Annotated in this window: 11 protein-coding genes and 1 tRNA gene; 8 read left to right on the forward strand and 4 right to left on the reverse strand. The window is 64.3% G+C overall.

Annotated elements, in window-relative coordinates:
- Positions 1–3: 3 nt before the first annotated feature.
- Positions 4–1,704, forward strand: a complete 1,701-nt coding sequence (locus BMY84_RS01085) for a flotillin domain-containing protein (RefSeq protein ID WP_093079582.1) — start codon at positions 4–6, stop codon at positions 1,702–1,704.
- Between the two features lie 98 nt (positions 1,705–1,802).
- Here the strand turns inward: BMY84_RS01085 and BMY84_RS01090 are convergent, their stop codons facing one another.
- A complete protein-coding gene (locus tag BMY84_RS01090) occupies positions 1,803–3,317 on the reverse strand; it encodes an acetyl-CoA hydrolase/transferase family protein (RefSeq protein WP_177203859.1) in 1,515 nt (504 codons plus the stop codon).
- Positions 3,318–3,426: 109 nt separating this feature from the next.
- On the opposite strand from BMY84_RS01090, the gene BMY84_RS01095 reads away from it, so the two are divergent.
- Positions 3,427–4,305 (forward strand): LysR family transcriptional regulator, encoded by an 879-nt coding sequence (locus tag BMY84_RS01095; protein WP_093079584.1) that lies wholly within the window; start codon positions 3,427–3,429, stop codon positions 4,303–4,305.
- An 83-nt stretch (positions 4,306–4,388) separates the two neighbouring features.
- Positions 4,389–5,222: a hypothetical protein gene (locus BMY84_RS01100; RefSeq protein WP_093079587.1), complete on the forward strand. Its 834-nt coding sequence runs from the start codon at positions 4,389–4,391 to the stop codon at positions 5,220–5,222.
- A gap of 41 nt (positions 5,223–5,263) precedes the next feature.
- Here BMY84_RS01100 and BMY84_RS01105 read toward each other — a convergent pair whose 3' ends face one another.
- The 3 genes from BMY84_RS01105 to BMY84_RS01115 all read right to left on the reverse strand — a co-directional run bounded on the left by BMY84_RS01105 (position 5,264) and on the right by BMY84_RS01115 (position 7,354).
- Positions 5,264–5,554, reverse strand: a complete 291-nt coding sequence (locus BMY84_RS01105) for a 3TM-type holin (RefSeq protein ID WP_093079589.1) — start codon at positions 5,552–5,554, stop codon at positions 5,264–5,266.
- 1 nt (position 5,555) lies between these two features.
- Positions 5,556–6,095, reverse strand: a complete 540-nt coding sequence (locus BMY84_RS01110; protein ID WP_093079592.1) for a glycoside hydrolase family 108 protein — start codon at positions 6,093–6,095, stop codon at positions 5,556–5,558.
- 1,182 nt (positions 6,096–7,277) lie between these two features.
- Positions 7,278–7,354 (reverse strand) — tRNA-Pro (locus tag BMY84_RS01115).
- Between the two features lie 185 nt (positions 7,355–7,539).
- Here BMY84_RS01115 and yajC point away from each other — a divergent pair.
- The 5 genes from yajC (at position 7,540) to BMY84_RS01140 (ending at position 12,455) form a co-directional block, all read left to right on the forward strand.
- Positions 7,540–7,875, forward strand: a complete 336-nt coding sequence (gene yajC / locus BMY84_RS01120) for a preprotein translocase subunit YajC (RefSeq protein ID WP_093079594.1) — start codon at positions 7,540–7,542, stop codon at positions 7,873–7,875.
- A gap of 8 nt (positions 7,876–7,883) precedes the next feature.
- Complete coding sequence (gene secD / locus BMY84_RS01125; protein WP_093079597.1) at positions 7,884–9,482, forward strand: protein translocase subunit SecD; 1,599 nt, start codon at positions 7,884–7,886, stop codon at positions 9,480–9,482.
- 18 nt (positions 9,483–9,500) lie between these two features.
- Positions 9,501–10,490, forward strand: a complete 990-nt coding sequence (gene secF / locus BMY84_RS01130; RefSeq protein ID WP_093079599.1) for a protein translocase subunit SecF — start codon at positions 9,501–9,503, stop codon at positions 10,488–10,490.
- Between the two features lie 47 nt (positions 10,491–10,537).
- Positions 10,538–10,882 (forward strand): Mth938-like domain-containing protein, encoded by a 345-nt coding sequence (locus BMY84_RS01135; RefSeq protein WP_093079602.1) that lies wholly within the window; start codon positions 10,538–10,540, stop codon positions 10,880–10,882.
- Positions 10,883–11,030: 148 nt separating this feature from the next.
- Complete coding sequence (locus tag BMY84_RS01140) at positions 11,031–12,455, forward strand: M20/M25/M40 family metallo-hydrolase (RefSeq protein ID WP_093079605.1); 1,425 nt, start codon at positions 11,031–11,033, stop codon at positions 12,453–12,455.
- Positions 12,456–12,605 lie beyond the last annotated feature (150 nt).

The raw sequence follows: 12,605 nt of genomic DNA on the forward strand, positions 1-12,605 counted from the left end.
GACATGAACCTGCCTGCCGTCCAGCAAAGCTTTTCCATCCTTCCCTATGTCGTCCTGCCGGGTGTTGGCGTTATCGCCCTGCTCGTCATCGGCATCATCATAGCCCGCCTCTACAAACGGGCATCGAAGGAAATCGGCTTTGTCCGCACCGGCTTTGGCGGGGAGAAGGTCGTGATGAACGGCGGTGCGCTGGTGCTGCCGATCTTCCATGAAACGATGCCGGTCAACATGAACACCGTGCGCCTGGCGGTGGAGCGCAAGAATAGCGACGCGCTGATCACGCTCGATCGATTGCGCATCGACGTGAAGGCCGAATTTTACGTCCGCGTCCGCCCCGATGCCCAGTCGATCGCCACCGCCGCGCAGACGCTGGGCATGCGCACCATGAACCCGGAAGCGCTGAAGGAGCTGGTCGAGGGCAAGTTCGTCGACGCGCTGCGATCGGTCGCGGCCGGCATGACCATGAACCAGCTGCACGAACAGCGCGGCGATTTCGTGCAGAAGGTGCAGCAGGTGTCGTCGGTCGACCTCGCTATGAACGGTCTGGAACTGGAAAGCGTCTCGCTCACCGGTCTCGACCAGACGTCGATCGAACATTTCAACGCCAACAACGCTTTCGATGCCGAGGGCCTGACCAAGCTGACCGAGCAGATCGAACTGCGCAAGAAGACCCGCAACGACATCGAACAGGATACCCGCGTTCAGATCGAGACGAAGAATCTGGAGGCCGAGCGCCAGTCGATGCTGATCGCGCGCGACACCGAATTTGCCCGGCTGGAGCAGCAGCGCGAAGTGGAGATGCGCCGCGCCGTGCAATCGGCCGAAGTCGCCCGCGAACAGTCGCTGCGCCAGCAGGAGGCGGATCAGGCGCGGATTGAGGCGAAGAAGCTGGTCGACAGCCAGCAGATCGAGGCTGACCGCGCCGTGCAGCAGGCCAAGATCCAGCAGGCCCAGTCGCTCGAACTCGCCCGGCAGGAACAGCAGATCGCGGTGCAGAATAAGAGCCGCGAGGAAAGTCAGGCCAAGGCGCAGGCCGACGAGGCCCGTGCCAAGGCGGTCGCCGCCGAGGAGCAGGTGCAGACCAGCCGCGCCACCGAAATCGCCGAGCGCGCCAAGCGGATCGAGCTGATCGACGCCTCCCGCGAGGCCGAGCGCGCCGCGATTTCGATTCGCGTCGAGGCGGAAGCCGAAAAGCAGGTCGCCGCCGACCGCGCCGAAGCGTTGCGCGTCGCGGCCGAGGGTGAAGCCGAAGCCGCCAAGCTGCGCGCGGATGCCGATCGGGTCCGCTTCGAAGTGGAAGCCGCAGGCCAGCGCGCCGTCAACGAGGCCGCGAACCTGCTGTCGTCCGACCAGATGTCGCTCCAGACCAAGCTGGCGCTGCTGAAAGTCCTGCCCGACCTGATCCGCGAGGCCGCCAAGCCGATGGAATCCATCGACTCGATCAAGATCGTGCAGGTCGATGGCATCACCGGCGGTCATGGCGGTGGCGACGGCGCGATCCTCGGCACCGGCGGCGAGCAGAATCTCGCCAGCGCCGCCGTCTCCGCCGCCCTGCGCTACCGCGCGCAGGCCCCGGTGATCGACGGGCTGATGAAGGAACTGGGCCTCGATGGCTCCAGCCTCGACACGCTGGTCAAGAGCGCCGTCGATCCGGTGCCGGTCGCCCCGGTGATCGTGGAGAGGATAGACAAAGCGGAAGCATAAGGCCGCTTCCACGCGAAAAGGCGGGCCTGCGTGTGCGCTCGCAGGCCCGCCGGGCATGATGCGGGATGGGCTGGCGGAGGGGCCACCAGCCCTGTCTCCTACCCCCGCATCGTGCCTGTCTCGATATAGCGCTGGTGCCAGGCGAGCGCTTCGCCCGGCAGCATCGGCGATTGCAGGCCGAAGCTGCCCTTCTGCGCCCGCGCATAATAGTCCGCCAGCATCGGCCGGAAATCGGGATGGGCGCACCTTGCGATGATCAGTTCCGCGCGCTGGCGCGGGGCCAAGCCGCGCAGGTCGGCCAGCCCCTGTTCGGTCACGATCACCTGCACGTCCTGATTGATATGATCGACATGGCTGCAATGCGGCACGATCGCGGAAATCGCGCCGCCCTTGGCCGTGGAGGGCGTCATGAACACCGACAGATAGGCGTTGCGCGCAAAGTCGCCCGATCCGCCGATGCCATTCTGAATGCGCGATCCCATCAGATGGGTCGAATTGACATTGCCATAAATGTCCGCCTCAATGAGGCCGTTCATCGCGATGCAACCCAGCCGCCGGATCAGTTCGGGATGGTTGCTGATCTCCTGCGGGCGCAGCAGCATCTTGTCGCGGAAACGATGCATGTCGCTGTTGAGCCGCGCCGCGGCTTCCGGCGAAAGCGAGAAGGCGGTGGCGCTCGCCATGCGCAGCTTGCCCGATTCCAGCAGGTCGAGCATGCCGTCCTGAATCACCTCGGTATAGGCGACCATATTGTCGAACGGCGCGTCGATCAGGCCGCTGAGCACGGCATTGGCGATATTGCCCACGCCCGATTGGAGCGGCAGCAGCGAGGCGGGCAGGCGGCCCTGCCGCACTTCATGGCCCAGGAAATCGAGCAGATGGCCCGCAATCGCATGGGCGGCGGCGTCCGGCGGGGAGAAGGGGGCGTTGCGATCGGGCGCGTCGGTTTCCACCACCGCGATCACCTTGTCGGGATCGCAGCGGAAGGTCGGCTGGCCGATGCGCTGGTCGGCGCGGACCAGCGGGATGGGGATGCGGTGCGGCGGCAGGGCGGTGCCGTAATAAATGTCGTGCATCCCCTCCAGCGCGGGGTTCTGCCAGCGATTGACCTCCAGGATCACGCCCTTGGCGCGATCGATCCAGGTCTTGTTGTTGCCGACCGACGCGGAGGGGATCAGGTCGCCATCCGGGGTAATGCCGGTCACTTCGACCACGGCAACGTCCAGATCACCCAGGAAGCCCTGCCACGCCATCGGCGCGACCTGGCTCAAATGCATGTCGAAATAATGCATTTCGCCGCGATTGATGCGCTCGCGGGCGATGGGATCGCTGTTGTAGGGCAGGCGGAATTCGACGCCATCGGCCTTGGCCAGTGCGCCGTCCAGTTCCGGGCCGGTCGATGCGCCGGTCCAGATCTTCACGCGGAACCGATCGCCTGCCTGATGCGCGGCGGTCATGCGGTCGGCCAGTGCCAGCGGCACTGCCTTGGGATAGCCCGACCCGGTAAAGCCGCTCATGCCCACGGTCATGCCGTCATGGATCAGCGCGGCGGCATCCTGCGCGGAACGGCTTTTCGACGCCAGCCCCGCATGGGCGATACGATTGGTCATCATCCTCTACCTCCTGCGGTCAATCGGGCCGCTTTCAGATGTTCCGTTCTGGCTTTTCCGGCAGGAAGACAATAAGGATTCACCGCACAAAGATTGTGCGGATTACGTTCATATGTCTGATCTGTTGGTCGCCCTACGGACATTCGTCCGACTGCATGAACTGCCCAGTTTCTCCCGCGTCGCGCAGGAGATGCACGCCAGCCATACCACGGTCGCCCGGCGGCTGGATCAGGTAGAGGCGCATTTCGGCGTGCCGCTGTTCCACCGCACCACGCGGCGGCTGGTGCCCACGGCGGAGGCTGACCGGCTGCTGGTGCATGCGCGCATGATGCTGGACGCGCTCGACAGTGCGGAGGCGGATTTCGGCCCGGCGCGCGATCAGCCGCGCGGACTGGTGCGGGTCGGGCTGACGACTGCGCTGGGGCTGCATTATGTCGAGCGGCTGGGCGAACTGACGGCGCGGCATCCCGGCCTTCAGATCGAATGTGCCATGACCGACTGGCAGCGGGATGTGGTGGAAGAGAGGCTGGACCTGGCGCTGCGGGTCGGGCCGATTGGCGACGAAAGTCTGGTTGTGCATCATCTGGGCGCGCTGGCCCGGCGGCTGGTGGCGCATCCCGACTATCTGGCGCGCCATGGCGTGCCCGCGCGGGTCGACGATCTGGCCGATCACCAGTGCATCGCCTATGCCTATGGTGACCGGCGCGCGCGCTGGACGATCGACGGGCGCGAACGGGTGGTGACGGGCGTCTTCCGGTCGGACAATAGCGAAGCCGTGCATCGCGCGGCGCGCAGCGGCCTTGGCATCGCGCTGTTGCCCGCGATTCGCGTGGCGGGGGATATGGCTGCGGGGCGACTGGCGCCGGTCCTGCCCGACAGCGCCATCGCCCCGCTCGACATTTTCGCGGTCCACCCGTCCCACCGACGCCTGCCCCCGCGCGTGCGGCTGGTGCTGGACTTCATGAAGGCGCATTTCCCGGCGGAGGGATAAGAGACGCAGCGACTGTCGTCATGCGCCGGTCGCGCTTTGATGCCATAATCGGCGGGTCATGCCCTCTTGTCCCGGAGTCGGATATGCGTTTGTCGGTCGGAGTCTCTCTCGCCTTACCCCTGTGCTTTGCCGTAGCCGCCATGGCGCAGGAGCCGTCGGATGTCGCCGATCTGGTCGGTGCGAAGGGGGCGGGCGGCGAAACCCAGTTGCAGGCGCGCGGCTATCGCTTCGTACGGGTGGAGGCGGGCGACGATCGCAAATGGAGCTATTGGTGGCATCCGCAGCGGCATCAATGCCTGAGCGTCGCCACTTATGACGGTCGCTATCAGGCGATCACCGCTACTCCCGCGCCCGATTGCGGCGAACGGGCGCAGCAAGGCGATGCGCGCGGATCGGGCTATCATCCCGATATCGGCTATGCCCGACCACAGGCGGCGCGCGAAGCGCCCAGCTATGCGGCGCCGGATCGCGAACCGGTGATGGTGGATGGGCAAGCGGTGGACCTTGGCCTCGTCTGCTTTGGCGACGGGCAGCGGCCGGGCGTCGCCAACAGCTATGGCTGGACCTGGGATCATGATCGCAAACGCTATGTCTATGGCAATCGCATCGACATGACGGCGCAGCAGTTCGATGCATCGGTCATGCTGCAATTCTGGGCAGGCGGCGGGCGGATCAAGCTGCCCAGGAAGCTCGTCCCGCCGATCCATTCGCGCGGCACAGACGATGGCTGGTGGGACGTCTATAATGTCTCGATGCAGCCCGACCGGATCAGCGGCGAATATCGGCTGAACGGCCTCAACAAGCCGCGCATCCTGGTCAACCGGGTGAGCGGACAGATCAGCATCATCGGCACCGCTGATTATGCTTTTCACGGCACGTGCGACACGGTGGATGCGGCCGCGCATCGGCGATTCTGACAGGCAATCCGGGCGGGACGACAGGCGCCCCGCCCGCAGGATCAGCGCTCCACCCCCTTCGCCTTGCCCCATGCGCGGGCGGCGGTGTAGCCCAGATAGCCGGTGCCGAAGAGCGCATAGAGCGGTTCGGGCAGGGCGTTGAGATAGGCGCGCATGCCGGTGATGATCGCCGCCGCAACCTGTGGCTGGACGCCCGCGATCAGGCCCATCGGCACGGACCAGAGCAGCAGGGCATACATGACATAGAGGAAGGCGGGCCGGGCGCGCGCGATCCATGGATCAATGCTGTCGTCCAGGGAGGCGGGAGCGCCGCTGTTGGGGATAGGCTCCATCCTAGCCGATCCGGTTCGCGAGCCAGCCATAAAGGAAGGCTTCGTTGGCGGGACGGTTTTCGGCCAGTTCGATATAGCGTTCGCCCTGCAACGCCTGAAGCGCTTGCAACAGCACGAATCCGCCGGATGAACCGCGCAGCGCCTGATAGGCGCGCAGCGCGGCGATCGTGCGCGCGCCGATGACGCGATCGACCTTCAGGTCCGGATAATCCTTCTGGTTGCGGTTGAGCGCATTGAGCGCGCGCTGGAGAAAGCCGGTCGCGGTGCCGACGCCCATATTGACCGCCGTGTCGAACAACTCGGCGGCAATGATCCAGTTGATTGTCGCGACGAAATGATAGCCCGGCTGTTCCCAGTAAAGCCGGCGATAGATCGTCTCCGCCAGACTGCGCGGCAGCGCCCGCATATCGCCGAAATAGCCGTTGGCGCGCGCCACGGCCGCAGTGATGCCCATATTGGTCTGGCCGCCGCGATCGGACGGATGATCGCTGAAGCCACCTTCGCGCGCGATCACGCCCTCGATCAGGTCGTCAACATCCATGATTCGCCTCCTGTGGTTAAAGGAAGCGGATCATTTATCCCATATGGTTATCTGTAGGACAGTGCGAAAGGCGGGCCGACACGCGATCGCCCGCGCCCATGGGGCGGTCCGCCGGATAATCGCGCGGCAGAGCGCCTAGTTACGCTGCCGCCGCCTGCGCCGACGGACCGTCACAAAGCCCGTCAGGATCGCCGCCATCGCGGCCAGATGCATAAAAAAGTCGAACAGATTCTGAGTCATATCCGGTCCCCACCGTGATCCTTCCGCTATGCGGGCCAATGATTGACAATTGGTAAGGGGAGGGGGAGGTGTCTCCATCTATGTCTCTGCGGCATCGTGTTAAGCGGATCGAGGAAGCGGAGAAGTCGACATCATTGCCGTTCGCGCCCCCTTTCGGCTGGTTAGACGCTTGGGGTGAGTGCGAGGTGCCGTCTGGCATTGAGGGCGAGAGTTGGATCGGCGGGATATGGTGGCGGTTGTCGCTGCCTTCCGTGCATGGGAAGTTAACTGGACATAGAACTGCGCAAATACAGGCTGATGGCGATCCCGCATGGCTGGTAGCGTGGCGGGAGCGCAACCGTCAGTGCGGCACACAGGGTTCGTGCAGCTTTGGTCGATTGTTCATCAGTGTTGCGGTGTTCAAACTGAATCCATTTCCTTGATCCGGACTCAGGACCACAAGAAAATCTCTGTCACCCCTTATCTGCCCGTGTGTGATGCTACTGGCTGGAACGATAGGCCTGCGCTCAATGCCTCGGACGACACGCTTGATGTGAACTTGAAGGTCAAACTCGCTTAGCCAGCCGGGAAGTGGGTCTTGAGGGTCTGCACCGGCGTGTTCACCAATACTCGTCGTGGCTATTCGACCAACGACGACCAAATCACCGCAAGCATATTGTAGTTCGTGATCTTCCTCCCGGCCTCGCGTGGTTACGCATCCGGCTAGAAGGAATAGGAGAAGGGGTGTCAAACGACAGAGCATTCTACACCGTAGTTCGAACTGGAACTGCTTGCTAGCGTTCTGCTCGCCTGACGCTAGCAGCACCCCGCACCTAGGCGACGTGGGGCACAGGTTGAGCAGTGGCGATTAAGTGGGGCAACTTACGGTCTGCTTATGCGCCGCACATGCCAAAACGGGCAGCTTTCGTTGCCCGATATATCGCCAGACTGGCTGAATTATTTTGGTCGGGACGAGAGGATTCGAACCTCCGACCCCCACACCCCCAGTGTGATGCGCTACCAGGCTGCGCTACGTCCCGACCGGAGGGCGCCCTTTAGAAGGGCAAACCGGAAAGCGCAAGCGTTCAATCGTCACTCTTTTGACGACCGGCCAGAATTCCTAATCATATTGCCTCTGCGCCCTTATCTGTGTTAGCCGCGCGCCCTTGATGCGTGGGTGCTTTCGGGTGTCCCGCGACCGACAGAAAATAAGGCAGTCCCTCCCATGTTCATTACCCCAGCCCTTGCCCAGACCGCTGGCGGGCAAGCGTCCGGCGCCGGCATCGTGATGCAGATGGCGCCGCTGGTCCTGATCTTCGTCGTCTTCTATTTCCTGCTGATCCGTCCGCAGCAAAAGAAGATGAAGGAGCATAAGGCCAAGATCGACGCCGTGAAGAAGGGCGATCAGGTCGTCACCGGTGGCGGTCTGGTCGGCAAGGTCGTGCGCGTCGACGAGATTTATGCCGATATCGAGTTGGCCCCGAACATGAAGGTCAAGGCGGTCAAGTCGACCCTGACCGAAGTGATCGACCCGACCGCCGCCAAGCCTGCGAACGACTGAGCGCACCGATGCTGAACTTTTCGCGCTGGGCGGTCGCCGCGATCCTCCTGCCGCTGGTCCTTGGCGCCCTGTGCGCCATACCGACCTTCCTGCCCGAAGCGACCGTGGCAAAGCTGCCCCGCGTCATGCAGACGCGCGTCAATCTGGGCCTCGACCTTGCGGGCGGCAGCCATCTGCTGCTCGAAGCGTCGACGCAGGATGTCGCCAAGCAGCGGCTCGCCAATATGGAGGAGCAGGTCCGCACGGAACTGCGCCGGGGCGAGCCCAAGATCGCGATCGGCGACATCAGCAGTCGCGACGGCAAGCTCAGCTTCATGGTCCGCGAACCCAGTCAGGTCGATGCCGCCGTCGAGCGCATCCGGCCGCTGACGCAGGGTGCGGGGCTGACCGGCCAGCGCGACTTCAATGTCGAGGTGGTGAACAGCTCCACCATCACGATCACGCCGACCGACGCGGGCATCAAGAATGCGATCAAGAGCGCGATGGAGGTTTCGACCGAAGTCATCCGCCGCCGTATCGACGAAATGGGCACGCGCGAACCGACCATCCAGCAGCAGGGCGACAATCGTATCGTCGTGCAGGTGCCGGGTCTGCAGGATCCCAAGGCGCTGAAGGCGCTGCTGGGCCAGACCGCGAAACTTGAATTCAAGCTGGTCGACGTCAATGCCAACCCGTCCGAAGTGGCGCAGGGCCGCGCCCCGGTGGGCAGCGAAGTCCTGCCCTATCCGACCAACCCGGCCGGCGTCCCTTATATCGCCGTAAAGCGGCAGGTGATGGTGTCGGGTGAAGACCTGAGCGACGCCACGCAGGGCTATGGCCAGAGCAACGAAGCGATCGTCAATATCCGCTTCAACGGGTCGGGCGGGCGCAAGTTCGGCCAGGTGACGTCGCAGAATGTCAATCGCCCCTTCGCCATCATTCTGGATGGCAAGGTGCTGTCGGCGCCGAACATCAACGAACCGATTCTGGGCGGCAGCGCGCAGATCGCCGGCAGCTTTACCGTCGAAAGCGCCAACCAGCTCGCCATCGCCCTGCGATCGGGCAAGCTGCCCGTGAACTTTGCCGTGGTGGAAGAACGCACGGTCGGGCCGGGCCTTGGCGCCGACTCGATCCGCGCGGGCCTGATCGCATCAATCGTCGCGGTGGTCGCGGTCGCCGCCTTCATGTTCTTCAGCTATGGCCGTTTCGGCGTCTATGCGAACATCGCGGTCGCCATCAACGTGTTGGTGATCCTGGGCGTGATGGGAATCCTGGGCGCGACACTGACGCTCCCCGGCATCGCCGGTTTCGTGCTGACCATCGGTACGGCGGTCGACGCCAACGTGCTGATCTATGAGCGCATCCGCGAAGAGCGGCGGCGCGGGCGCGGCGTGGTGCAGGCGATCGAATTCGGCTATAAGGAAGCCAGCCGCACTATTTTCGAGGCGAACGTGACCCACGCCATTGCCGGCGGCATCATGCTCGCGCTGGGCTCCGGCCCGGTCAAGGGCTTCGCGATCGTGCTGCTGATCGGTATCGCGACCAGCGTGTTCACCGCCGTAACCTTCACGCGCGTTCTGGCGGCCCATTGGGTCCGCACCAAGCGCCCGACCGAAATCAACATCTGACGGGGCGAGAGAGAAAAAATGAAACTGCTCAAGCTTGTCCCCGACAATACCAACATCGGCTTCGTCGCCATACGGAAGTGGGCCTTCGCCCTGACCGCGCTGCTGACGGTGCTGGCGGTCGGCGCGACCTTCCACAAGGGCCTCAATCTGGGCGTCGACTTTGTCGGCGGCCTGATGATCGAGGCGAAATTCCCGCAGGCGGTGGAAACCGACAAGGTCCGTGCCACCATCGACCGGCTGGGCGTGGGCGAAAGCTCGCTCCAGCAGTTCGGTGACGCGGATACGGTGCAGATTCGCCTGCCGCTGCCCGAACAGGGCGGTGCCGGCGCCGCGAATGCTGTCGTGGAAAAGACCCGCAAGGCGATGACCACGGAATTCCCCGGCGTCACATTCTCCCGTTACGACACGGTGTCGGGCAAGGTGTCGGGCGAACTGATCCAGAATGGCGTGCTGGCGGTGGTGCTGGCGATCGTGGGCATCGCGATCTTCAGCTGGTTCCGCTACGAATGGCAGTTCGGTGTGTCGACCTTCGTCGCGATCGTGCATGACGTGCTGATGACGCTGGGCTTCTTTGCGATCACCCAGCTCGAATTCGACCTCAACATCATCGCCGCCGTGCTGACGATCGTGGGCTACTCCATCAACGACAAGATGGTGATCGACGATCGTATCCGCGAAAATATGCGCAAATATCGCAAGATGGACATGAAGGCGCTGATCGACCTGTCCGTCAACGAAACCCTGCCGCGCACGGTGATGACCTCCGTCACCATTCTGCTGGCGCTGGGTGCGCTGCTGCTGCTGGGCGGCCATGTGCTGCGCGGCTTCACCGCCGCCATGATGCTGGGCATCATCGTCGGCACCTATTCGTCGGTCTATGTGTCCTCCTCGCTGCTGATCTCGCTGGGCCTCAGCCCGCAGACGGCGGAGAAGAAGAGCACCAAGAAGAGCGGCTATACCGGTACGGCCGAGCGCGTCGGGCCGCGCGACGATGGGGCGCGACCCTGACCGACGCCGGCATAAAGCTGCGCCGCGATGACAGCGGTCAGGGGCCGATCGTCACCGGCTTCCAGGGGCGCGGCTTTCGCGTGCGCGACGATGTGTTCCCCGATGGCCTGCTGCTCAGCCCGGTGCGGGCGCTGGCCTGGGCGAATGCGCCGGCGGGGGTCGAGGCGCTGACGCTGGACGCGCTGGGCGACCTGTTCGACACTGATCCGCGTCCCGAATTCCTGTTGCTGGGCACCGGCGCAGGGCTGCGCCAGCCGCCGCGCCCCTTCGTCCGCGCGGTCGAGGCGCTGGGCATCGGCGTTGAGGCGATGGACAGCCGCGCGGCGGCCCGCGCCTGGGGCGTGCTGCGCGCCGAGGAACGGCAGATCGTGGCGGCGCTGCTGCCGCTGTAACCCCTCCATCGTCATTGCGAGCGCAGCGAAGCAATCCATCTGCGCACCAGTGGATTGCTTCGCTGCGCTCGCAATGACGGGTGATGGCTTGCCCTCCTCCTGCGCTTTGGCCAATGTCGCCCCCTCATTGAATCGAGGGGGCTTTTTCATGTCATTCCGCCGTCCCGCCGCTGCCTTTCTGGCGGCGCTGCTCGTCTCCACCAGCGCCCATGCCGCCACGCCGGATGGGCAGGCGCGGGGCGATGAGCCCGCCTTCCGCGCTCTCTACAAGGAACTGGTCGAAACCGATTCGAGTTGGCCGGACGGCAGTTGCACGGTCGCGGCCGAACGGATGGGCGCGCGCCTCAAGGCGGCGGGCTATGCCGACAGCGACGTGTCGATCATCGTCGATCCGGCACACCCGAAGGAAGGCAACCTCTCTGCCATCCTGCGCGGCAGCGACGCGAAGCTGCCTGCGATCCTGCTGCTCGCCCATATCGACGTGGTCGCGGCCAAGCGCGCCGACTGGGAGCGTGATCCCTTCACCCTGATCGAGGAAGGCGGCTATTTCTACGGGCGCGGCACCTCCGATGACAAGGCGATGGCGGCGGCCTTCACCGACCAGATGGTCCGCTACAAGACGGAGGGCTATAAGCCCAAGCGCACGATCAAGCTGGCGCTGACCTGTGGCGAGGAAACGGAAAAGGCGCTGAACGGTGTCGAATATCTGCTCAAGAACCATCCCGATGCGCTGAAAGCGGGTTGGGCGCTCAATGAAGGCGGCGGTGGTTCGCTGGACGAAGCGGGCAAGCCGGTCAGTCAGGGCGTGCAGGCGGGGGAGAAAGTCTATCAGGACTTCACCTTCGCCGCGACCGCGCCGGGCGGGCACAGTTCGCGCCAGACGCCGCGCTTCAATGCGATCGGCTGGATGGCGGCGGCGCTGGCACGGGTGAATGATTATGATTTCCCGGTCGATCTGACCCCGGCGGCCAAGGCCTATTTCGGAGCGTCGGCCCCACTCTATCCGGGCAAGGTGTCGGCCGCGATGGCGGCGATCGGCGCGGGCAAGGCGACCGATGCGGACTATGCTGCCGTGTCGGCCGAAAGCGGAAGCTGGAACGCGACGCTGCGTACCACCTGCATCCCGACGCTGATCTCCGGCGGGCATGCCCCCAATGCCCAGCCGCAATCGGTAACCGCCAACGTCAATTGCCGGATCATTCCGGGCGAAAGCGTCGAATCGATCCTGGCCCGGCTTCAGGAGGTGGCCGGCGATAGCAAGGTCAAGGTGACGCTGGCCGATCCGCCCCAGCCCAAATCCTCCGCGCCGGAGCTGACGCCCCAGATCATGGGGCCGATCACTGCGCTGACCAAGGAGATGTGGCCGGGCGTGCCGGTGATCCCGCGTCTGGCGACCGGGGCGACCGACGGGCGCTTCACCAATGCGGCGGGCATTCCGACCTATGGTGTGTCGGGCATGTTCGCCGATCCGGACGGGCAGGGCGTCCACGGCCTGAACGAGCGCATTCGCGTCAAATCGCTGATGGATGGGCGCGCGTTCCTCTATCGTCTGGTGAAACTCTATACCCAGTAAGTGTTTGTCCTGAAATGCGCGAAAGGTGCGACCCGTGCGGCGCAGCCGCACCCGATAAGCCCAATGGGGAGCCGTCTGCGACAGGCGACTCCCCCTGCCTTGCGTATCGCCCATTATCCGCTTAAGCATGAGGGCAAGTTCCGGCCCCGT

The organism is Sphingobium sp. AP50 (assembly GCF_900109095.1).
In the GTDB taxonomy this organism is placed as follows: Bacteria; Pseudomonadota; Alphaproteobacteria; order Sphingomonadales; family Sphingomonadaceae; genus Sphingobium.